At 66.3% G+C, this 21,791-nt stretch carries 16 protein-coding genes and 1 tRNA gene; 11 read left to right on the forward strand and 6 right to left on the reverse strand.

Annotated elements, in window-relative coordinates; translation table 11 throughout:
• The first annotated feature begins 26 nt into the window (after positions 1–26).
• The 3 genes from QNO06_RS14410 to QNO06_RS14420 all read left to right on the forward strand — a co-directional run bounded on the left by QNO06_RS14410 (position 27) and on the right by QNO06_RS14420 (position 3,533).
• The gene (locus tag QNO06_RS14410) at positions 27–2,372 is read left to right on the forward strand and encodes a transglycosylase domain-containing protein (protein WP_227912592.1); all 2,346 of its coding nucleotides are present in this window, start codon (positions 27–29) and stop codon (positions 2,370–2,372) included.
• A complete protein-coding gene (locus QNO06_RS14415; RefSeq protein WP_227912591.1) occupies positions 2,372–3,328 on the forward strand; it encodes a metallophosphoesterase in 957 nt (318 codons plus the stop codon). The genes QNO06_RS14410 and QNO06_RS14415 overlap by 1 nt, the downstream gene beginning before the upstream one ends.
• 128 nt (positions 3,329–3,456) lie before the next feature.
• Positions 3,457–3,533: transfer RNA gene (locus tag QNO06_RS14420), tRNA-Pro, on the forward strand.
• A 131-nt stretch (positions 3,534–3,664) separates the two neighbouring features.
• On the opposite strand, the gene QNO06_RS14425 is transcribed toward QNO06_RS14420, so the two are convergent.
• Entirely contained in the window at positions 3,665–4,573 is a 909-nt protein-coding gene (locus QNO06_RS14425; protein ID WP_227912590.1) for a phosphoribosylaminoimidazolesuccinocarboxamide synthase, read from the reverse strand.
• Complete coding sequence (purD, locus tag QNO06_RS14430) at positions 4,570–5,892, reverse strand: phosphoribosylamine--glycine ligase (protein ID WP_227912589.1); 1,323 nt, start codon at positions 5,890–5,892, stop codon at positions 4,570–4,572. The genes QNO06_RS14425 and purD overlap by 4 nt, the downstream gene beginning before the upstream one ends.
• 285 nt (positions 5,893–6,177) lie before the next feature.
• Between purD and QNO06_RS14435 the strand changes: the two genes are divergently transcribed.
• The 5 genes from QNO06_RS14435 to purM all read left to right on the forward strand — a co-directional run bounded on the left by QNO06_RS14435 (position 6,178) and on the right by purM (position 10,712).
• The gene (locus QNO06_RS14435; protein WP_227912588.1) at positions 6,178–7,182 is read left to right on the forward strand and encodes an asparaginase; all 1,005 of its coding nucleotides are present in this window, start codon (positions 6,178–6,180) and stop codon (positions 7,180–7,182) included.
• A 2-nt stretch (positions 7,183–7,184) separates the two neighbouring features.
• On the forward strand, positions 7,185–7,550 hold the full coding sequence (locus QNO06_RS14440; RefSeq protein WP_227912587.1) for a sterol carrier family protein: 366 nt from the start codon (positions 7,185–7,187) through the stop codon (positions 7,548–7,550).
• Between the two features lie 120 nt (positions 7,551–7,670).
• Positions 7,671–7,964, forward strand: a complete 294-nt coding sequence (locus QNO06_RS14445; protein WP_227912586.1) for a hypothetical protein — start codon at positions 7,671–7,673, stop codon at positions 7,962–7,964.
• Between the two features lie 70 nt (positions 7,965–8,034).
• Positions 8,035–9,600 (forward strand): amidophosphoribosyltransferase, encoded by a 1,566-nt coding sequence (gene purF, locus QNO06_RS14450; protein ID WP_227912585.1) that lies wholly within the window; start codon positions 8,035–8,037, stop codon positions 9,598–9,600.
• Complete coding sequence (purM, locus tag QNO06_RS14455; RefSeq protein WP_227912584.1) at positions 9,597–10,712, forward strand: phosphoribosylformylglycinamidine cyclo-ligase; 1,116 nt, start codon at positions 9,597–9,599, stop codon at positions 10,710–10,712. The genes purF and purM overlap by 4 nt, the downstream gene beginning before the upstream one ends.
• 147 nt (positions 10,713–10,859) lie before the next feature.
• Here the strand turns inward: purM and QNO06_RS14460 are convergent, their stop codons facing one another.
• Complete coding sequence (locus QNO06_RS14460) at positions 10,860–11,093, reverse strand: DUF3073 domain-containing protein (RefSeq protein ID WP_227912583.1); 234 nt, start codon at positions 11,091–11,093, stop codon at positions 10,860–10,862.
• Positions 11,094–11,369: 276 nt separating this feature from the next.
• On the opposite strand from QNO06_RS14460, the gene QNO06_RS14465 reads away from it, so the two are divergent.
• Positions 11,370–13,283: a septum formation family protein gene (locus QNO06_RS14465; RefSeq protein WP_227912582.1), complete on the forward strand. Its 1,914-nt coding sequence runs from the start codon at positions 11,370–11,372 to the stop codon at positions 13,281–13,283.
• A gap of 100 nt (positions 13,284–13,383) precedes the next feature.
• Here QNO06_RS14465 and clpB read toward each other — a convergent pair whose 3' ends face one another.
• Positions 13,384–16,008 (reverse strand): ATP-dependent chaperone ClpB, encoded by a 2,625-nt coding sequence (clpB, locus tag QNO06_RS14470; RefSeq protein ID WP_227911747.1) that lies wholly within the window; start codon positions 16,006–16,008, stop codon positions 13,384–13,386.
• A gap of 140 nt (positions 16,009–16,148) precedes the next feature.
• Positions 16,149–16,745: an SRPBCC domain-containing protein gene (locus QNO06_RS14475; RefSeq protein ID WP_227911748.1), complete on the reverse strand. Its 597-nt coding sequence runs from the start codon at positions 16,743–16,745 to the stop codon at positions 16,149–16,151.
• Positions 16,746–17,172: 427 nt separating this feature from the next.
• Here QNO06_RS14475 and betT point away from each other — a divergent pair, with 427 nt between their 5' ends.
• The gene (gene betT / locus QNO06_RS14480) at positions 17,173–19,275 is read left to right on the forward strand and encodes a choline BCCT transporter BetT (RefSeq protein ID WP_227911749.1); all 2,103 of its coding nucleotides are present in this window, start codon (positions 17,173–17,175) and stop codon (positions 19,273–19,275) included.
• Between the two features lie 54 nt (positions 19,276–19,329).
• On the forward strand, positions 19,330–21,321 hold the full coding sequence (locus QNO06_RS14485; protein ID WP_227911750.1) for a penicillin-binding transpeptidase domain-containing protein: 1,992 nt from the start codon (positions 19,330–19,332) through the stop codon (positions 21,319–21,321).
• Here the strand turns inward: QNO06_RS14485 and QNO06_RS14490 are convergent.
• On the reverse strand, positions 21,318–21,773 hold the full coding sequence (locus QNO06_RS14490; protein WP_227911751.1) for a YccF domain-containing protein: 456 nt from the start codon (positions 21,771–21,773) through the stop codon (positions 21,318–21,320). The genes QNO06_RS14485 and QNO06_RS14490 overlap by 4 nt on opposite strands.
• Positions 21,774–21,791: the final 18 nt, after the last annotated feature.

Here is a 21,791-nt window from a genome sequence, read left to right on the forward strand (position 1 = left end):
CGTAACGTGCTTGTAGACTGTCTCGCATGGCAGCACGCAAATCACCGTTCTTCGACACGGCGACCACACTCGGAAAGCTCGTCGCGTTCTTCGGCATCAGTGCTCTTTGCGGAGTCCTGGCAGCCGGTCTCCTGGTTCCGGCGGCCGCGGCAGCCGGCACCGCCGCTTCCGGCTCCATTCAGTTCTTCGACCAGCTCCCCTCGGAGCTGCAGCGCGGAGCCCTGGCCACGCCGTCCAAGATCTATGCCAATGACGGCTCGCTCATCGCCACTCTCTATGACGAGAACCGCCAGCCGGTGACCCTGGACCAGGTCTCGCCGAACATGGTGAATGCTGTCCTGGCCATCGAGGATGACCGGTACTACGAGCACGGCGGCGTGGACCTGCAGGGCATCATCAGCGCACTGGTCTCCAATGTCACCAACGACACCACGCGCGGTGCCTCCACCATCACCCAGCAGTACGTAAACAACGTCATCATTGACACCAATCGGCAGAACGACAAAGAAGTCGTTTTCAGCGGCAACAAGGACTACGGCGACAAGCTGCGGGAAATGAAGCTGGCCATTGCGGTGGAGAAGGAGCTGAGCAAGGACGAAATCCTTGAGGGCTACTTCAATATTGTTCCCTTCAGCGGCACCACCTACGGCGTCCAGGCGGCGGCACGGTACTTCTTCAATGTTGACGCCAAGGACCTGACCATCCCGCAGGCCGCCCTGCTGGCCGGCGTCGTCAACGGCACCACGTACTACAGCCCGGAACAGAACCCGGAACGCTCCCTGGAGCGCCGCAACCTGGTGCTCGAGCGCATGCTGGAAACCGGCCGCATCACGCAGGAAGAACACGACGCAGCCGTAGCCACCGGGCTGGACCTGAACGTGACCCCGGTCTCCAGCAACTGCGTGGGTGCTGCCCAGGCCCCTTATTTCTGTGACTACGTCACCCGGCTGATCACCAACGACCAGGCCTTCGGGGATACCCCCGAGGACCGCGAGAAGCTGCTTCAGCGCGGCGGCCTGGAGATCAAGACCACCCTGAACGCCACGTTCCAGAACGCGGCGCAGACTGCCATTAACGAGACTGCCAACCCGGATTCCACCGACGCCGAGATCGGCCATTCCATGGTGAGCGTGGAGCCGGGGACGGGCAAGATCCTGGTCATGGCGCAGAACACCCGGTACACGCCCGAACTTGCGCCCGGCAACTCGGTCCAGAACTTCAATGTGGACGTCTACCAGGACGGCGACAAGTCCAAGTACCTCAACGGCCTGGGCGGTTTCCAGCCCGGGTCGACGTACAAGCCCTTCACCGTTGCTGCGTGGCTTGATTCGGGCAGGACCCTGAACACCACCCTGAACGGCTCCAAGCGGACCTACCCCGTGGGAACCCGCTGGAACGCCAGCTGCTACGAGGGCGGGGCCTACGTCAGTACGGACCCGTGGACCCCCATCAACTACGGCGACAAGAACTACAAGACCACCACTGTGCTGGACGGTCTCGCCAACTCGTACAACACCATCACGCTGGCCGAGGCCCGCGAGATCGACCTGTGCAAGTACCAGCAGATGGCCTTTGCCGCCGGCGTCCACAACGGCAAGGGTGAGGAAGGCAAAGAAGAGATGCTCTCCGTGGACCCGCCGTCGACCTTCGGCGGCGGCGGCGACGCCTCGCCGCTGTCCATGGCCACCGGTTTTGCGACGTTCGCTGCCGAGGGTCTTATGTGCAAGCCAATCGCCCTTGAATCGGTGACCGGTGCCGACGGCACCGAGTACCCGGTGCCGGAGCAGTCCTGCTCGCAGGTAATGCGCAAGGAAGTTGCCCAGGGCGTCAACGTGGCCACCCAGCGGGTTATGACCAACGGCTCGGGCCTGAACCTCCAGGTAGGCGTCCCCACGGCCGGCAAGACCGGTACCAACGACTACCGTTCGCAGACCTGGTTCATGGGCTACAGCACCGGCATGGCAACCGCGTCATGGATCGGCAACTGGAAAGCCAACAACACCACCATGTCGGACAAGCTGATCGGCGGCCGGGTCTATCCCGAAATTGACGGTTCGTTGATTGCCGGCCCGTCGTGGAAGAACTTCATCCAGCGCATTGCCGGACAGTACACGGCGAATCCGTTCACCGCTCCGCCTGCCAGCATCATGGGCGGCGGGCAGCCGAAGGCAACGGTCCCGGCTCCTCCGGCAGCCCCCGCGGCTGACAAGGACACGCCCGCTGCTCCTGCACCTGCTGCTCCTGCTCCCGGGGGTGACGGCACCGGCAACAACGGTGGTGGAAACGGTGGTGGAAACGACGGCGGCAACAACGGCAACGGCAACGGTGGCAACCCGGGCGGCGGTGGCGGCGGCGCCGGAGGGAACGGTTAGTGTCCGCTTTTCCCCTCGCGTCAACGGCACGGAAAGCGGCTTGGCTGGCCGGGGGCGTCGCTGCGAGCGGCGCCTCTGCGCTGGCCTACGGCTGCTTTATTGAACGCAACCTCTTCAGCGTCCGGGAGGAGACCGTCAGGGTCCTTCCGGCTGGAAGTGCGCCCTTGCGGGTCCTGCACCTTTCCGACATCCACTTTGTTCCCGGCCAGGACCGCAAGGTCCGCTGGCTGCAGGGGCTGGCGGACCTGGAGCCGGACCTGGTGGTGAACACCGGTGACAACCTCAGCCATCTTCAGGCGGTGCCTCCGGTGCTGGAGGCGCTCAAACCGGTGATGCGGTTCCCGGGAGTGTTTGTGCCGGGGTCAAACGACTACTACGCGCCCGTGCTGAAAAACCCGTTCACCTATTTCACCGGGCCGTCCAAGCACAAGCGGACCCCGGACGAACTTCCGTTCGGCTCCCTCTTCGGGGCGTTCCGCGAAGCCGGCTGGCGGGACCTCACCAATACCGGCACCGTTATGGACCTGGCCGGTCTGCGCCTGAACTTCTCCGGTGTGGACGACCCGCACCTCAAACGCGACCGGTACCAGGGCTTCCGTGACCTTGACGACGCCGACAGCACCGGCGGTACGGCGGTACCGGCACCCGAAGTAAAGATCGGCGTTGCCCACGCTCCGTACCAGCGGGTGCTCAACCAGTTCACCGGTGGTGGAGCCGACATTATCCTGGCCGGCCACACGCACGGCGGACAGGTGTGCATTCCCGGGTACGGCGCCCTCGTCAGCAACTGCGACCTGCCCACCTGGCAGGCCAAAGGCCTCACGTCGTGGGCCCACGGGGGACGCCGGGTTCCCCTGAATGTCTCCGCAGGCATCGGAACCTCCCGGTTCGCTCCGGTGCGGTTTGCCTGCCGCCCCGAAGCGGTCCTGCTAACCCTCACGGCCCGCGACTCCTGACCGGCGCAGGCCCGGAAAACCGGCCTCCGGCGGGGGCAGCGGAGGCCGGTTTCGCAGAATCGGGGTTTGTCTAGTATCCTTGTAAAGTTGCTTCGCGAGGTGGTCAAAGACCTTCGAAACAATGGTTACGGGGTGTGGCGCAGCTTGGTAGCGCGCGTCGTTCGGGACGACGAGGTCGCAGGTTCAAATCCTGTCACCCCGACCAGCAAGGCTCCGGTCAGAGAAATCTGACCGGAGCCTTTTGCGTTAAGCGGACACTTTTATGGGTGAGCGGGCTCTCTTGCCTTAGCGGCAGCTGCCGGCGCCCTGCGGCTGCAGGGCACCGGCCGGACGCTCCTACACGAACGCTTTGCCCGTCAGCCGCTCGTACGCCTCAACGTAGCGGGCGCGGGTGCGTTCCACGACGTCGTCCGGCAGCGCCGGGGGCGGGGTGTCCGATGCCTTGTCCCAGCCGGAGGCGGGCGAGGTAAGCCAGTCCCGCACATACTGCTTGTCGAAGGAGGGCTGTGCCTGTCCCGGGGCGTACAGGGCCGCGTCCCAGAACCGGGAGGAGTCCGGGGTCAGTACTTCATCGCCCAGGGTGACTGTCCCGGTTGCCGGATCCAGGCCAAACTCCACTTTGGTGTCGGCCAGGATGATGCCGCGTTCCCGGGCGATGGCCTCGGCCCGGGTATAGATGTCCAAGGTCAGCGACCTCAGCTGCTCCGCCGTCCCGGCACCCACTGTATCCACCACGGCCTCGTAGGTGATGTTCTCGTCGTGCTCGCCCTGTTCGGCCTTGGCGGACGGCGTGAAGACCGCCGGCGCAATCCGGGATCCGTCGACCAGTCCGCCCGGCAGCGGCAGCCCGCACACGGTCTGTGAAGCGCGGTACTCTGCCAGGCCTGAGCCGGTCAGGTAGCCGCGGGCAATGCATTCCACCGGGTACATGTCCAGCTTCCTGCAGATCATTGCCCGCCCGGCAACCGCCTCCGGGATGCCCTCGTCCGCGGACAGGACGTGGTTGGGCACCTCGGCCAGCTGCTCGAACCACCACAGGCTCAGCTGGGTCAGGATGCGGCCCTTGTCCGGGATAACGCTGGAGAGCACATGGTCATACGCGCTGATCCGGTCCGAGGCCACCACCAGGACCCGGCCGTCCCCGGTTTCCTCCGCCTCGCCGTCGGGCACATAGAGATCGCGGACCTTCCCGGAATAGACGTGCCGCCAGCCCGGCAGCTCGGGCGCCGAGCCCAGCCCGTTCATGCCCGGTCCCCTTCAATGGCTGCTTCCGGCCGGGCGCCGGCACTGCCCTCGGGCACCTGCACTTCCCCCCGCGCGGCCTTCAACGCAATGTCGGTGCGGTGCTGGGAGCCCTCCAGCTGGATGAGGTCCACTCCCGCGTAGGCACGCTCCCGTGCGGCGGCCAGGTCCTCCCCCAGCCCGACGACGGCGAGCACCCGGCCCCCGGCGCTGCGCACCTTGTCCTTCTTCAGCCGTGTCCCGGCGTGCAGCACGTGTACGCCGTCAAGCCGTTCGGCCTTCTTCAGGCCGCGCACCCGGTCACCGGTACGGGGCGCGTCCGGATAGTTTTCGGCGGCGACCACGACGGCGACGGCCGGGCGCGGGTCCCACTTGAGCTGTTCCATGGCATCCAGTTCGCCCTTTGCTGCTGCCATCAGCAGTCCGCCCAGCGGTGTCTTCAGCCGGGCGAGCACGGCCTGCGTTTCCGGATCCCCGAAGCGGGCGTTGAACTCGATGACCCGCACGCCGCGGGTGGTCAGCGCCAGGCCGCAGTACAGGACGCCCACAAAGGGGGTGCCGCGGGATGCCATTTCATCGATGGTGGGCTGGGCAACCCGGCGGACCACGTCATCGACGAGCCCGGCAGGTGCCCAGTCGAGCGGCGAATAGGCGCCCATGCCGCCGGTGTTGGGTCCGGCGTCGTCGTCGAACACGCGTTTGAAGTCCTGGGCTGGTGCCAGCGGCACCACGTGCCGGCCGTCCGAGAGGACAAAAAGGGACACTTCGGGACCGTCCAGGAACTCCTCGATGACCACGCTCCCGCCGGCGTCGAAGCAGGCCCGGGCATGTTCGAGCGCGGCATCCCGGTCCGCCGTCACCACCACGCCTTTGCCTGCGGCCAGCCCGTCATCCTTGACCACGAAGGGGGCGCCGAAGGTGTCAAGGGCATCCGCGGCTTCATCCGCCGTCTTGGCCACCCGGGCCATGGCGGTGGGGACGTTGGCCGCCGCCATGACCTGCTTCGCGAAGGCCTTGGACGCTTCCAGCTGCGCAGCGGCGCGGGAGGGGCCGAAGACCGCGACACCGGCCTCCCGCAGGGCGTCGGCCACCCCGGCGGCAAGCGGCGCCTCGGGGCCGACCACCACCAGGTCTGAGCCGAGGGAGAGCGCGAGCTCCGTCACGGCCTGCGGATCAGCAGCATCCACGGGGTGCACGGGAACCAGCTGCGCAATACCGGCGTTGCCGGGGGCTGCGTGGACCTCGCGGACATACGGGTCGGCTAAGAGGGATCGGACAAGGGCATGTTCGCGGCCGCCTGGGCCAACAACGAGTACCTTCACAGTAGTTCAGGGTACTTGCTGGCATCGGACCCCCGAAAGCAACTCCCCCACATGACGCGCCGGCCCCTGAGTCCACCTGCCTGCTACCTATTTGCGCTTCGCGGGTACCCGCATGCGTGGGCACCATTGCAGGTAGCCGGCACCCGTCCGATAGTGGAACTGCGGCAGGCGCCGCAGGCAGCGCACTCCGCGGACCGGCGGGGGGCAGCAAGATCGACGGCGGTGCCGGGGCCGTCATCGCCGGCTTGCCCCCCGCGGACTCCGCACCCGCTTAGACTGAATGGCATGCCTGCAACTTTTACCGCGTCCGACGCCGTTGAACTGGCCGTACTTGAGCGCAACGGTTTCATTGAATCCCGCCACATCGGCTCCGCCGTCGTAATGGCCGGCGACGGGACCGTGGTCACCGAACTCGGTGACATCACTTCCCCCATCTTTCCGCGCTCCACGCTGAAGCCGTTCCAGGCTGTGGCCGCCATGCAGGCCGGAGTCCCGTTGCGCGGTGCGCAGGTGGCACTGGCCGCGGCGAGCCACGTGGGCTCGCGCGAGCACATGGACGTGGTGCGCGGGATGCTGTCCGCGGCCGGCGTCACCGAAGGCCACCTGCAGTGTCCCGAGGACTGGCCGCAGGACACCGAGGCCCGCAACGAACTAATCCGGGAGGGCAAGGGGCCGCAGCGTCTGGCCTTCAACTGTTCGGGCAAGCACGCCGCGTTCCTGTGGGCCTGCACCGAGAACAACTGGGACCACGCCACCTACCTGGATCCCCGGCATCCACTGCAGCAGCGCATTGCCGAAGTGATCGAGGAATTCACCGGCGAGACCGTGCAGCACTGGGCCGTAGACGGCTGCGGCGCGCCGTTGGCCGCTGTGTCCCTGACCGGGCTCGCACGCGGCATCGGGCGGCTGGCCAAGGCTCCGTCCGGCAAACACGGCAACGCCCGTGCCGCTACCGTGGCCACCGCCATGCTGGACTACCCGTGGGCTGTCCACGGGCACGGCCGGGAGAACACCATTGTGATGGAAGACCTGGGCATCATCGCGAAGAACGGCGCCGAGGGCGTTCTGGTGCTGGGCACCGAGACGGGCGCCTCGGTGGCCCTGAAGATGCTTGACGGCAGCACCCGCGCCGCCTCGCTGGTGGGCCTGACGCTGCTCGCTGCCAGCGGCGCGGTGGATCCGCTGGCCGTGGAGAAGGTCCTGGCAAAAATCATGCAGCCGGTGCTGGGCGGCGGACGCCCGGTGGGCAGCCTCCGGCTGGGCGCACCCGTCACCGCACTGCTGGGCTAGTGGTGGCACGGCGCCGGATCACCGCCGAGGACGGACGGTCTGCCCTGCGGGCCGCCGCCGGCGGCGGAGCTGACCACAACACCACCGCCACTGCGGTGCGTTACGCCTTGGAGGAACTCGCTGCCCGCGCTCCGGGCAACAGCGTGGAGGTACGGGTTCCGCCGTTTGGCGTTACGCAGTGCGTGGCCGGGCCGCGGCATACCCGCGGCACCCCGCCCAACGTCATCGAGACCGACGGCGCCACCTGGCTTGCGCTGGCCACCGGGCAGCAGACCTGGGCCGACGCCGTCGCGGCCGGGAAGGTCGCAGCATCCGGGCTGCGCGCCGACCTTGCGGACGTGCTTCCGCTGTTCCCGGCCAGCCGCTAGGCGCGCAGCCGGACCGCCCGCAGCCCAGCCGGGTCCTTCCGTCCGGCGCCGGGCTGTTCAGCGCCGGGTTGTTCAGCGCCGGGAACGCGGCCGGGTGTTTACGGCCGGTAGAATCGAAGCATGCAGCACACCCCCGAGCGCCGCGAGATCACGGTCCGCCGCGCCCCACGCTTTGTCCCTTTTATGGCGCTGGGAGTGATCGCCGGATTCATTGCCGCCATTGTTCTCGCCTACGGCGGCCCGGAGGATCCCGAGTTCACCCGCTCCGCAACGCTGGGCTTCTTCACCATGATGTTCGCTATGCCGGGCCTGGCGCTGGGCGCCCTGCTGGCCCTGCTGCTTGACTGGCTCAGCGTGCGCAAGAGCCGCCGCGCCACGGTGGAGGGACTGGATTCCGGCGAACCGGAGAGCTAGCGAACAGCGGCATGCGTAACGTTGTGCGCATACGGACGTGAGGCATCTATCAGCGTGAGACAATGCTCTCATGGCACGCGGAGACGGACAGCTTTCCCATGATCTACTGCCCGGCGAAAAAGGCCCACAGGATGCCTGTGGAGTCTTTGGCGTCTGGGCCCCCGGCGAAGAGGTAGCAAAGCTTACCTATTACGGGTTGTACGCACTACAGCACCGGGGGCAGGAATCGGCGGGCATCGCCACAAGCGACGGCAACCGCATCAGCGTCTACAAGGACATGGGCCTGGTCTCCCAGGTCTTTGACGAGACCACGCTCAACACCCTCGTGGGGCATATCGCCGTCGGGCACTGCCGGTATTCCACCACCGGCGCGTCGCACTGGGCCAATGCCCAGCCCACTCTGGGCGCCACCGCCGCCGGCACCGTGGCCCTGGCGCACAACGGCAACCTGACCAACTCCGCTGAACTGTATGAACTGATCATCGAACGCGAGGGCCGGCCCCGCTCCGGGGAAATAGCCCAGGGAAACACCTCAGACACCGCTTTGGTCACCGCCCTGCTCAACGGCAGCGACGGCCGCTCCCTCGAAGACACGGCCATGGAACTGCTGCCCAAACTGCGCGGCGCGTTCTCCTTCGTGTTTATGGACGAAGGCACGTTGTACGCGGCACGCGACACCTACGGGGTTCGCCCCCTGGTCCTCGGCCGGCTGGAACGCGGCTGGGTGGTGGCTTCGGAAGGTTCCGCACTGGCCACCGTAGGCGCCAGCTTCATCCGGGAAATCAAGCCCGGTGAATTCATTGCCATCGACGATAACGGCGTCCGCAGCCGGACTTTCGGGCAGCCGACGCCGGCCGGCTGCGTCTTTGAATACGTCTATCTGGCCCGTCCGGACGCCACCATCGCCGGACGCTCCGTCTACGAATCCCGCGTTGAGATGGGCCGCCAGCTGGCCCGGGAACACCCGGTGGAAGCAGACATCGTGATCCCGGTGCCGGAGTCGGGCACACCCGCCGCCGTGGGATACGCCGAGGAATCGGGCATCCCCTTCGCCCACGGCTTCGTCAAGAATTCCTACGTGGGGCGGACCTTCATCCAGCCCAGCCAGACCCTGCGCCAGCTGGGCATCAAGCTCAAGCTCAATGCCCTGGAATCAGTGATCCGCGGCAAGCGCGTGGTGGTGGTGGACGACTCGATTGTGCGCGGCAACACCCAGCGAGCCATTGTTCGGATGCTGCACGAAGCCGGCGCCGTGGAAGTCCACGTCAAAATCTCCTCACCGCCGGTAAAGTGGCCGTGTTTCTACGGCATCGATTTCGCATCCCGCGCCGAGCTCATCGCCAATGGAGCCGCCGTGGAGGAGATCCGGGCGTCCATCGGTGCGGACAGCTTGGCCTACATCTCCGAAGACGGCATGATCGGGGCGACCCGCCAGCCGCGGGAACGCCTGTGCACGGCCTGCTTCACCGGCGTTTACCCCATCGAGCTGCCCTCCGCGGACCGGCTGGGCAAGAACCTCCTGGAAGCGGACGCCGGGAACCCTGCGGAGAGCAGCGGGGCCAACGGCTGCGACCCCGGCCCGGACAGCGAATACGAGAACCTGCTCAACGATTCCGAAAAGAAAGAGGCCGTATGAACGCGCCCGACACCTCCATCACCTACGCCTCCGCAGGGGTGGACGTTGAAGCCGGCGACAAAGCCGTTGAACTGATGAAGGCCGCGGTGAAGGCCACACACAATTCCTCGGTCCTCGGCGGGGTGGGCGGTTTCGCCGGGCTCTATGACGCATCCAAACTGCTGTCGTACACCAAGCCGCTGCTGGCGACGTCCACGGACGGCGTGGGAACCAAGGTGGCCATTGCCCAGGCGCTGGACATCCACGACACCATCGGCTTCGATCTGGTGGGCATGGTGGTGGACGACATCGTCGTGGTCGGCGCCGAGCCGCTCTTTATGACGGACTACATCGCCTGCGGCAAGGTGGTGCCGGAGCGGATCGCCGGCATTGTCCGCGGTATTGCCGCCGCCTGCGAGGTGGCCGGCACGGCCCTGGTGGGCGGGGAAACCGCCGAACATCCAGGACTGCTGGGCGAAAACGAGTACGACGTCGCCGGTGCGGCTACCGGTGTTGTCGAAGCGGACCGGCTGCTGGGCCCGGACCGGGTGCGCCGCGGCGACGTGGTGATCGGGATGGCTTCTTCCGGAATCCACTCCAACGGCTATTCCCTGGTCCGCCGCGTGATCAACCACGCCGGCTGGCAGTTGGAACGCCAGGTCTCGGAACTGGGCCGGACACTGGGCGAAGAACTGCTCGAGCCAACCCGCGTCTACGCGGCAGACTGCCTGGATCTGGCCCGGTACGACGCAGCCGGTGTGCACGGCTTCAGTCACGTGACCGGCGGCGGACTGGCCGCCAACCTGGCCCGGGTCCTGCCCAAGGGACTGCAGGCCACAGTGGACCGCTCCACCTGGGAACTCCCGCCGGTGTTCAAGCTCATTGCCGAACTGGGCAACGTGCCCCAGCCGGACCTGGAACGCACCCTGAACCTGGGCGTGGGCATGGTGGCGATTGTGGACGCTGGCGGCGCCGATGCCGCACTGCGGCGGCTGGCTGCATTGGGAGTGCCCGCCTGGGTGATGGGCAGCGTGGGCGACGCCCAGGCGCCGGACGGCCCCGACGTCGACTTCGTCCAGGGCGCCAAGGGCGTGGACGGCGGAGCGGTGCGGCTGGTCGGCAGCTACGCCTGACGAGGCAGCAGGACCGCCCCGGACCGCCCGGTCCGGGGCCGTCTGCGTCCGGCCGCCCGGCAAGCCCGGCGTTAACGCCAATCAGCGGACCCACCCGAAGGTGGTCCGCTGAAAGGATGGCAATTGGCCAATGTATTGAGGCTGCCGCTAGCCTGCGCGGCGATTGCCCTCATCATCGTCATCGTCGCCAAATTGATCCGCGTACTTATCCTCGTACGCCGAGTAGTCGGGCTCAGCCGGCTCCTCGGGATATCGACTGGATGGACGGCTCGTCGGTCCAGAAAGCTCACGCTGGAGCGCCGAGTAGTCCGTGGCAGGGGTGAAGTACTTCATCTCCCGTGCCTGCTTGGTTGCTTTTGCCTTTTGACGGCCGCGCCCCATGGCGTGACCCCCTTTTTGCGTCGATCCGGAGGCGGGTCGTTCGGGCAGATGAACGAGGCCTCGGAATATTTGGTCAATTTGTCGTAAGTACAGATTACATGTTTTCCCGCCGCCTTGTGCCCCCTGCAGTTCCGTCCGGGCTGCCCCGGGAGCACATCAGGCCGGCCTCCCCTGCACCTGCCCCTGCGCCGCCCCCCGAATATTGGCTAAAGTCAGGGGTAGATACAGTTTTGGGGCGCATCACAGCGCCACCTACAGGGAGGACCACCGTTCACCATGAGCGATCAGAAAAATACACCGGGGGCGGACTCTCCGCTACCGGAGGAGGCAGGAAACCCCACTGCTTTCCCCGATCTGAGCGCGCATTCGGACTCCCCTGCCTGGCTATCCGCCGACGGAAGCCACGACACAGGCCTGTGGGAGCGCACTTTCGCCGACAGCGGTGCTGCTGCCGACACGGGCGCGCAGCCGGTCGAACCAGCGGGCGCCGATGCCGATGAGACGCCGGGGAAAGCCGATGAGGCACCGGGAAAAAAGACTGCCGTTGCAACGGCTGTGGGTGCCGTCCTCTCCCGTCTGGCGGACAGGGCAACACGAGCAGGGAAGGGCGCCGACAGTTCCGAGGCGGTTGCCGGTACCGGGTCCCCCGAGTCCGCAGAACGTGCAGAACGTGCAGAACGTGCAGACGATGACACTGTGCCCGCAGAGGCTGCAGACGATGACACTGTGACTGCAGAAGGTGACGCTGTAGCCGCGGAATCCGCACCCGAGCATGACGCCGTGCATGCGGAGGGCGCTGATGCTGACTCCCAGTCAACCGAAAGCGCCGGCGACAACCCGTCCGCCGAAAGTTCCGGCGTCGAAAGCACCGCGGACGAACCCGGGGACATGGAGGACGACGTGGAACTGCCGCCGGAACCGGTGGTAGTGGCCCCCGAGGAGCTGGAGCTGGAAGAGCCGTCCCTGGCCGAACCGGCACTGAGCAGTGACGCGGTGGAGGCCGCCGAGCTTGAGGACGTGGCTTCCGAAACAGCCGCCGTGGAGGCCAATGCCGCCGAAGCGGGCCGGCTTTCCGGTCTCGAGCCCGCTCCTGCCGGCGCAGAGATTCGGGTTGACCCCGCAGCTGAAGAAGCAGCCGAAACGGACCCCGAAGCCCCCGACGCGGCGCAGGCAGGACCGGGCTCGCCGGAGACCGGACGCGAAGAACCCGCGGCCGAAGAAGCCGTAGGCGAAGAACCCGCGGCCGAAGAAGCCGTAGGCGAAGAACCCGCAGCTGAAGAAGCCGTAGGCGAAGAACCCGCAGCTGAAGAAGTTGTAGGCGAAGAACCCGCGGCTGAAGAAGCTGCGGTCGAAGAACCCGCGGCTGAGGACACCGAGGAAGGGGCTGGGAATGCCCCGTCCGAAGCCCGGTCCGACGCCGGGCCGAAGGATGCACCCGGCCTGCTGCACGGAATCAATGCAGCGGCGCCCGTGACGGATGCCTTGCCGGCGCAGGACAAGGCTGAAGCCGAAGACACACCCGAGCCGGAGCCAACAACGGCTTCGGTTCCGACCGGCGATACCCGCCGTTCCCGCCGTCTGGCGGAAAGCCAGGCTGCTGCCGCTGCCGCCGGCGCCGCGCGGAAGCCTAAAGCAGACGCCACGGGCCAGATGCCGGCAGTTGAGGAGCCGGGTGCCCCGGCACCGGCCCCCGCAACCGCAGCAGGTCCGGCCAAGGGCACAGGCAGACGCAACACCAAGCTGCTGCTGGTGATCGGCGGCGTAGTCCTGGCCGCCGTCGTTGCCATCCTCCTGGTGGTCTTCGTCTTTAACGGCAAGGGCGAAGGGGTGGTCAGCGAAAACGTCAGCCCCGTGGACCTGGAAGCCGGCGCCTGCCTGCAGGACTGGGAGGACGTGAACTCCACTGCCGACGTCGTCACCTGCGAGACTCCGCACCACGCCCAGCTGGTGGCATCGGAGCGGTTCGAGGGCAGCGACGACTTCCCCGGCACAGCCGCCCTGGAAGACCGGGTCAACGAGGTGTGCGCCGCCGTGGACTACGCCGATAGCGCCTCGTCCTACCCGGATCTCAAGGTCGCCAAGTCCATCCCCACGGAGCAGACCTGGTCCAACGGAGACCGCCGGCTGGACTGCTTTGTATTCAGCCCCGAGGGCCAGGAACTGACGGAGTCCCTGATCCGGACCAACTAACCGGCAGCAACAAACAAACAAACGGCGTGCGGCGGGCTAATGCCCGCCGCACGCCGTTCGTTTGTTGCCGTTCGTTTCTACTTGCGCTGCCGGGTCCCGGTCAGCTGACTGCAGCCACCGTGAGTCCGGTTTCGGCCACCAGGCCGTCGCCGTCCAGCCCGTCCGGCGCACGGTCCACCAGCACGGTGTCCCCGTCGCTGATCTTCCCGGCCAGAATGCCGCGGGCCAGCTTGTCACCGATTTCCCGCTGCACCAGGCGCCGCAGCGGACGGGCACCGTAGGCCGGATCGTAGCCGGTCAGCGCCAGCCACTCGCGGGCGGCGTCGGTCACTTCCAGCACCAGCCGGCGCTCGTGGAGGCGTGCCGCGAGCGCCCGGACCTGGATGTCCACGATCTTCGTCAGGTCTTCCAAGCTCAGCGGATCAAACAGGATGACGTCGTCGAGGCGGTTGAGGAACTCCGGCTTGAAGTTCGCGTTGACCATGGCCATCACCGACTCGCGTTTCTGCTCGTCGTTCATGCCCGGGTCCACCAGGAACTGGGAGCCGATGTTCGAGGTGAGGATCAGGATCACGTTGCGGAAGTCCACTGTGCGGCCCTGGCCGTCCGTCAGCCGCCCGTCGTCGAGCACCTGGAGCAGGATGTCGAAGACGTCCGGGTGGGCCTTTTCCACCTCGTCCAGCAGGATCACGGAATAAGGCCGGCGCCGGACCGCTTCGGTCAGCTGTCCGCCTTCCTCGTAGCCCACGTAGCCGGGAGGGGCACCCACCAGCCGGGACACGGCGTGCTTCTCCGAGTACTCACTCATGTCGATGCGGACCATGGCCCGTTCGTCGTCGAACAGGAAGTCCGCCAGCGCCTTGGCCAGCTCGGTCTTGCCGACGCCGGTGGGGCCCAGGAACATAAACGAACCGGTGGGCCGGTCCGGGTCACTGACGCCGGCCCGTGAGCGGCGCACCGCGTCGGACACCGCAGCCACCGCCTTCGTCTGGCCGATCAGGCGGGAACCGATGGCCTCTTCCATGTCCAGCAGCTTCTGCGATTCGCCCTGCAGCATCCGCCCGGCAGGGATGCCGGTCCACGCGGACACCACTTCGGCAATGTCATCCGCAGTGACCTCTTCGGACACCATCAGCTCCTGGGCTTCCTCCCCGTTTTTGCTCGCCTCCGCCTGCTGGGCGGCGTCGAGTTCCTTCTGCCGTGCGGGGATCTCGCCGTAGAGGATGCGCGAGGCTTCCGTGAGGTCGCCGTCGCGCTGCGCCTTTTCGGCCAGGCTGCGCAGCTCGTCTATCTTTGCCTTGAGGTCACCAACCCGGTTCAGGCCGGCCTTTTCCGCTTCCCAGCGGGCATTGAGCGCTGCCAGCTGTTCCTTCCGGTTCGCCATGTCCTCGCGCAGTACGGCAAGGCGTTCCATGGAAGCCTCGTCCGTCTCATTGGCCAGGGCCAGTTCCTCCATGGTCAACCGGTCCACCGCGCGGCGCAGCTCGTCGATTTCCTCCGGAGCGGAGTCGATTTCCATGCGCAGCCGGGAGGCGGCCTCATCCACCAGGTCAATGGCCTTGTCCGGTAGCTGGCGGCCCGTGATGTAGCGGTTGGACAAGGTGGCGGCGGCAACCAGTGCCGAGTCCGCAATGGCCACCTTGTGATGCGCCTCGTAGCGCTCCTTCAAGCCGCGCAGGATACCGATGGTGTCCGGAACGCTGGGCTCGCCTACGTAAACCTGCTGGAAACGGCGTTCCAGTGCGGCGTCCTTTTCAATGTTTTCGCGGTACTCGTCCAGGGTGGTGGCGCCGATCAGGCGCAGCTCCCCGCGGGCCAGCATGGGTTTGAGCATGTTGCCGGCGTCCATGGACCCTTCGGCGGCGCCGGCCCCCACTACCGTGTGCAGCTCGTCGATGAAGGTGACAATCTGCCCTTCGGCATTGGAGATCTCTTCCAGCACGGCCTTGAATCGTTCTTCAAATTCGCCGCGGTACTTCGCCCCGGCCACCATGGAGCCCAGGTCCAGGGACAGCAGGGTCTTGCCGTTGAGGCTTTCCGGGACGTCGCCGGCAACCATGCGCTGGGCGAGGCCTTCGACGACGGCGGTTTTGCCCACCCCCGGCTCGCCTATCAGTACCGGATTGTTCTTGGTCCGGCGGCTGAGGACCTGGATCACGCGCCGAATTTCCGCGTCCCGGCCGATAACCGGATCCAGTTTTCCGGACCGTGCCATCTCGGTCAGGTCGGTACTGAACTTTTCCAGGGCCTGGAAGGTGTTCTCCGGATCGGCGTTGGTCACTTTACGGTCTCCTCGTACGGATGGAAGCACGGCAATCAGGGCGTCATGCCCTGCGTTGTTGTCCCGCAGCACCTTGCCCGCCGGGCCGCTGTCCAGTGACAGGCCCAGCAGCAGGTGTTCGGTGGATACAAAGGCATCTCCCAGCTGCTCCGCTTCGTGCTGGGCGGCACTGATGACCTGGAGCAGGGGCCGTGAGAACTGCGGCTGGGCCACGGAGGACCCTGAAGAGGATGGCAGCTGGTGAATGGCGTTGCTGGCCGCAGCACTCACCGTGTCGACATTCACGCCGGCGGCCTTGAGCAGGGCCACGGCCACACCCTGCCGCTGGTCCATCAGGGCTTTGAGCAGGTGGGACGGTTCGATCTGCGGGTTACCGGCAGTGTTGGCGTTCATGGCCGCAGCCGAGAGCGCCTCTTGGCTCTTGTTCGTGAATTTGGTGTCCACGGATGGCTCCTCAAAACCTCAGCAATATTCAGCCTCAGTGCTGGTCATATAACAAGGTTGAGTCTAGTTAGCTCAACTTTGAAAGTAAAGTTATCCACAGCACTCTTGGGGCGCCCGTCCCAAGGCGGCGCCGGCGTCTCCTACGGGGCGCGCTCCGCCTCAAACTCGTCGGCAGCCCGGCGCCAGCTCTCGTTCCGGGCGTCGAAAAGGTCCACCAGCTCTCCTTCGATCTTCAAATCCGGCATAAGTCCCGGCGGCTTTTGCGGGATGGTGCCGCCCAGGTACTCCTCCAGCATGTCCAGGAAGAACTCCCACCCCGCCCCGCCGGTCCAGATCCCGCCGCCGGGTGCCGCGGTGGTGGCAAACCCCTTGCGGACCGAGGCGTAAAGCAGTTCTATCCGGGTCTGACTGTCTTCGGCCGTCAGATGCAGCTCCAACTCGGCAGGGGCTGCCCCTTCCCGGATCCAGGACACGGTGAGCAGGCGGGGCGGATCACAGCGCAGGATGTCACCATGGGATCCGTCGGGCAGGCTGTAGTTTCCTCCCCTCCGCAAATCCCCCTCCGGCTGCGCCAGCCATTCAGCCACGCGGTCAGGCTCCGCCAGCGCGGACCACACCTCTCCGATGGGATGCCCGATGTCCCTGGCCATCACAACCATCAGTGCGTGGCCGGCCTGAATCTGCCGGCGGCCCAAGGACCGCTCCGTCCTTCTGAGAATCGTGTCCAAATCGGACATCCGCTCACTCCTCCGTAGAACAACCGGCACCCGATCCGGGTCCTTGCGCGGCTGTCGACGCCGCTCGGGCCGTCGGAAGGTGTCCAGTTGGAAGCGAGTTGTGTCGTTGGCCACAAGAGGGCCATTTCTCCAAAACGGTAGCAGGGAAAGCAGGCCCTGCACAGGCCGGAAAGGCTGCCCTGGCCCGGCATCCTGGGCTTGCACCTGCCATGTCCGTGTGAGCCGGGTCAAAGGAATCGAGGCACTGCGGGCATTTTGGTAGATTCGAAAATGCCTCCGGACAGCGCGTCGCGCTGCAGTCCCCCGGGTGCCCGCCCGCTCCGTTTGGCCTGCGGACGCCTAGGTGTACGCCGCGCCGCGGCCGCCTCCGCCATCCCGTGCTGCCGGAGCGCCTGAAGCTCCGTAGCAACCCAAGGATCGATCCTCAATGAGCAATCTCGCGGAAGCGGAGAAAGCGGACACCGCTGCTCCGCGGACCCGGGTTAATACAACGGTTTTCATCGGTTCGGCCGCCGGAATTCTCGCCATTGCCCTCTGGGCCATGCTGGCCTCCGGCAATGCCGATTCCGTTATCGGTTCCATGGTGGGCTGGGTTTCGGTCAACATGGGCTGGTACTACTTCCTGGTGGTCAGCCTCGTGGTGATTTTTGTCCTGGCCACGGCCCTGACCCGCGTCGGTAAGACGAAGCTCGGCCCTGACCATTCCAGGCCGCAGTTCAGCATGTTCACATGGGCCGCCATGCTGTTCGCCGCCGGCATCGGCATTGACCTGATGTTCTTCTCGGTCTCCGAGCCGGTCTCGCAGTATCTGGCCCCGCCCGCCGGCGATCCCGGCACTGCCGAAGCGGCACGCAATGCCCTGGTACTGACCCTGTTCCATTACGGCATAACAGGCTGGGCGCTGTATGCCCTGATGGGACTGGCCCTGGGCTACTTTGCCTACCGGCACAACCTGCCGCTGAGCATCCGCTCGGCCCTGTACCCGATTTTCGGCAGGAAGATCGAAGGTCCGCTTGGCCACAGCGTGGACATTGCCGCCCTGCTGGGGACCATCTTCGGCATTGCCACCTCTCTCGGCATCGGCGTGGTGCAGTTGAACTATGGACTGAACGTCATGTTCGGACTGCCCGAAAACCTGACGGTGCAGGTTTCCCTGATTGCCTTGTCCGTCATCATGGCCACCATTTCCACCGTCTCCGGTGTGGAGAAAGGCATCCGCCGGCTCTCCGAGCTCAATGTGGTCCTCGCCGTCGGGCTGATGCTTTTCGTCCTGGTCGCCGGCAACACCAACTTCCTGCTCGACGGCATTGTCCAGAACATCGGGGATGTCCTCAGCAACTTCCCCTCCATGACCATGGACACCATGGCCTATGACCGGCCGGATGCCTGGTTGAGTTCCTGGACCCTGTTCTTCTGGGCTTGGTGGATTGCCTGGGCACCGTTCGTCGGACTCTTCCTGGCCCGGATCTCCCGGGGCCGGACCATCCGCGAATTCGTCCTCGGCACCATGATCGTGCCGTTTGCCTTCATCCTGCTGTGGATATCCATCTTCGGGAACTCCGCGCTTGACCTGGTCATGACCGGCAACACAGCGTTCGGGGAGGTGGCAATGAACCAGCCCGAACGCGCCTTCTACGGACTGCTGGAACAGTACCCCTGGGCGCCGGCGACGGCGGCGATCGCCACCTTCACCGGCCTGCTGTTCTACGTGACCTCCGCAGACTCCGGCGCCCTGGTGATGGCCAATTTCACCTCCCACCTCAGCGATGCCGACTCCGACGGGCCGAAGTGGCTGCGGGTGTTCTGGTCAGTGGCCACCGGCCTGCTTACCCTCGCGATGCTGATGGTCGGCGGGGTGACCACGCTGCAGAACGCCACCATCATCATGGGGCTGCCGCTGTCCATCCTCCTGCTGTTCATCATGCTCGGGGTCTATAAGGCCCTGCGGGTAGAGAACACGCTGACCGACAGCTACCGGGCTTCCCTGCCGAGCATCATCGCAGGACGCGGCTTGGACGCGCGCGGCGGCCTCAGCTGGCGCCAGCGCCTCTCCCGCGTGATGACCTACCCGGGTCCGCGGCAGGCCGAACGCTTCCTGCAAACCGTCGCCCGGCCTGCCCTGCAGGAAGTCCATGACGAACTGAAGGCGCGGGGCGCCGACGTCGTACTGTGCGAAGGAGAGGTGGCTCCGTACGGCATCCACCATCTGGACCTGCAGGTGGGCATGGCGCAGGAGCGCGGCTTCAAATACCAGATCTACCCCGTGCGGTGCGATACCCCGTCCTATGCCCACAACGCGTCAGCGGAAACCAAGTATTTCCGGATGGAGGTTTTCTCCCTCGAGGGCAGCCACGGCTATGACCTCATGGGCTATAGCAAGGAACAGGTCATCACCGATGTTTTGGACCATTACGAGACCCATCTGGAGTTCCTGCACCTGAACCGCGAGGTGCCGGGCAACACCTCCATCGCCGAGGACCAGGTTCCCAAGGACAACTGGGAAACCGACTTCGCACAGCGGCGGGAATAACAACAGGCCTGCCACATCCGCAGGTTCGGGAGGGCAGGCAGGTACCCTGTCGGGATGGGGAAAAACCGCACACCCGTTTCCGTTCTCGCCGTCGCCGCTCTGGCCCTGAGCCTTGTCTCCTGTTCGGCGGACAAGCCGTCACCGGATGACGCCGCCGCTACCCTGGCCGAGGGCCTGGGCAACCTGGATGTGTCAGGATCTGCCTTTACGGCGGGAACTCCGGTCCAGATCAACAAGGAGCTTCAGACCCTGCTGGCCGACATGGGGCCCCTGCGGCCGGACGTCACCGTGGCCGGTGTCGACGAAGATCCCGATGACAAGGACACCGCGTCCGCCAAGCTTGGGTATGCCTGGGACGTGAACGGGGATTCGCGGCCGGACTGGAACTATGAAAGCACTGTCCGGCTCGAACGCGGCGAGGATGATCAGTGGCTGGTCCAGTGGGCGCCGTCGGTGCTGTTCGATTCCCTGGCCGACGGCGACCGGTTGGCCCGCGCGACCGTGCCGCCTCCCGCCCGCGGCGACATCCTGGACCGGAACGGGGCGCCGTTGATGACTTCCCGTCCGGTGCTGCGGATCGGCATCAACAAGCCCGACGTCCCGGAGGGGCAGGAGGCTTCCTCCGCCGCCGCGCTGGCCGCGCTGGTGGGACTGGACCCCGAGGCCTACACCGCGCAGGTGCAGGCGTCCGGCCCGGAAGCGTTCGTGGAGGCGCTGGTGCAGCGCGCCGAGGCGGACGGACCGGCCACGGTTCAGAGCGTTGAAGCCATCCCCGGCGCCGCGGCGCTGCCGGCGCAGCGCATCCTGGCGCCCACCCGGAGCTTCGCCCGGGCATTGCTCGGCACCGTAGGCGAGGCCACCGCCGAGGCGATCGCGGAGTCCGAGGGCCGGCTTTCCGCGGGCGACCTGACCGGCCTTTCAGGACTCCAGCAGCAGTACGACGAGCAACTGCGCGGCAGCGACGGAGTGAGCATCACTGTCGAAAGCGCGAGCGGAAGCAAGGGCGTTTTCGCCACGGACGCCCTTTCCGGCACCGATGTACAGACCACCCTCGATCCCCGCCTGCAGGAGCTGGCCGAGGCAGTCCTGGAAGGCGAGCCCTCGGCGTCGGCCCTGGTCGCCATCCAGCCTTCCACGGGCGATATCCTCACCGTGGCCAACGGGCCGGGCAGCGAAGGCCAGCAGACGGCCCTGCTGGGCCAGTATCCGCCCGGCTCCACGTTCAAGACTGCCTCTGCCCTGGCCATGCTGCGCAACGGCGTCACTCCGGAGTCCACGGTCCAGTGCCCGGCCGAACTCAACGTTGACGGGCGGAACTTCGCCAACGTCCCCGGCTACCCCGCCAACGCAACCGGAGACATCCCGCTGCGTACGGCATTCGCCAACTCGTGCAACACGGCCTTCCTGAACGCACGCGACACGGTTTCCCAGCAGGCCTTGGCGGATGCGGCAGCGGATCTGGGCATCGGTGTGGACGCGGCCATCGGCACGCCCGCGTTCCTGGGATCGGTTCCGGCGGAGGCCGAGGGCACCGCCCACGCAGCGTCGCTGATCGGGCAGGGCGAAGTCCTCGTTTCGCCGCTGGCCATGGCCGTGGCCGGAGCGTCCATCAGCAAGGGCGAGCGGGTGGCACCGGCGCTGGTCCGTCCCGTCGCGGGAACAGAGGGGACAGCCCCGGCCGCATCGGCGCCTGCCGACCCGTCGGCTGGGGCGAAGGCATCGGCTGCTCCGTCAGCAAGTGAATCGGCGGCCCCCGCCCCTGCTCCCAGTAAGCTCACCGCCGCGGAAGCTGCGTCCCTGCGGGAGATGATGCGCGCCGTCGTCGCCGAGGGCGGCGTACAGATGCTGCTGGACGTGCCGGGCGACCCTGTGCTGGCTAAGTCGGGGACCGCGGAGTTCGGCGGCGAGGACCCGCCCCAGACCCACGCCTGGGTACTGTCCATCCAGGGTGACCTGGCCGTCGCGGTGTTCGTGGAACAGGGCGAACGGGGTTCGACGTCGGGTGGCCCGCTGATGAAGCAGTTCCTGACCGGCGCCCGGGGCTAGTACTGCCCCGGCACCGCCCGGCCCGAATAGCCGGGCTGGCGGTAGGCGTTGCCGGTGTACGGGGTGATCTGCCAGGTGTCCGTAGGCACAATGACCTTGCCCAGCGGCATCAGGGAAATGGGCAGCATCTTCAGGTTCGCGATGCCCAGCGGGATGCCCACAATGCTCACGAACATGGGGATGGCGGTCATCACGTGGCCGATGGCGATCCAGATGCCGGCCAGCAGCAGCCAGATGATGTTACCCACCATGCTCAGCGGTCCGGTAAAGCCGCCCCGGTCCACCACCGTGCGGCCGAACGGCCACAGCGCGTAGTTGGCAATGCGGAAGGACGCGATGCCGAACGGAATGGTCACGATCAGCAGGCAGCAGATCACACCGGCCAGCGCATACCCCAGCGCCAGCCAAATACCGCCGAACAGGAGCCAGATGACGTTGAGGATTGCGCGCATTCATCCATTGTTCTCCAC

Source organism: Arthrobacter sp. zg-Y20 (assembly GCF_030142075.1).
Lineage (GTDB): Bacteria > Actinomycetota > Actinomycetes > Actinomycetales > Micrococcaceae > Arthrobacter_B.

Bases quoted from the DNA above. Each gene is read 5' to 3' on its own strand.
- QNO06_RS14410 (WP_227912592.1), top strand. From the start codon at position 27: ATGGCAGCACGCAAATCACCGTTCTTCGACACGGCGACCACACTCGGA.
- QNO06_RS14425 (WP_227912590.1), bottom strand. From the start codon at position 4,573: ATGAACGGGCTGGGCTCGGCGCCCGAGCTGCCGGGCTGGCGGCACGTC.
- QNO06_RS14435 (WP_227912588.1), top strand. From the start codon at position 6,178: ATGCCTGCAACTTTTACCGCGTCCGACGCCGTTGAACTGGCCGTACTT.
- QNO06_RS14445 (WP_227912586.1), top strand. From the start codon at position 7,671: ATGCAGCACACCCCCGAGCGCCGCGAGATCACGGTCCGCCGCGCCCCA.
- purF (WP_227912585.1), top strand. From the start codon at position 8,035: ATGGCACGCGGAGACGGACAGCTTTCCCATGATCTACTGCCCGGCGAA.
- purM (WP_227912584.1), top strand. From the start codon at position 9,597: ATGAACGCGCCCGACACCTCCATCACCTACGCCTCCGCAGGGGTGGAC.
- QNO06_RS14460 (WP_227912583.1), bottom strand. From the start codon at position 11,093: ATGGGGCGCGGCCGTCAAAAGGCAAAAGCAACCAAGCAGGCACGGGAG.
- QNO06_RS14465 (WP_227912582.1), top strand. From the start codon at position 11,370: ATGAGCGATCAGAAAAATACACCGGGGGCGGACTCTCCGCTACCGGAG.
- QNO06_RS14475 (WP_227911748.1), bottom strand. From the start codon at position 16,745: ATGTCCGATTTGGACACGATTCTCAGAAGGACGGAGCGGTCCTTGGGC.
- betT (WP_227911749.1), top strand. From the start codon at position 17,173: ATGAGCAATCTCGCGGAAGCGGAGAAAGCGGACACCGCTGCTCCGCGG.
- QNO06_RS14485 (WP_227911750.1), top strand. From the start codon at position 19,330: ATGGGGAAAAACCGCACACCCGTTTCCGTTCTCGCCGTCGCCGCTCTG.
- QNO06_RS14490 (WP_227911751.1), bottom strand. From the start codon at position 21,773: ATGCGCGCAATCCTCAACGTCATCTGGCTCCTGTTCGGCGGTATTTGG.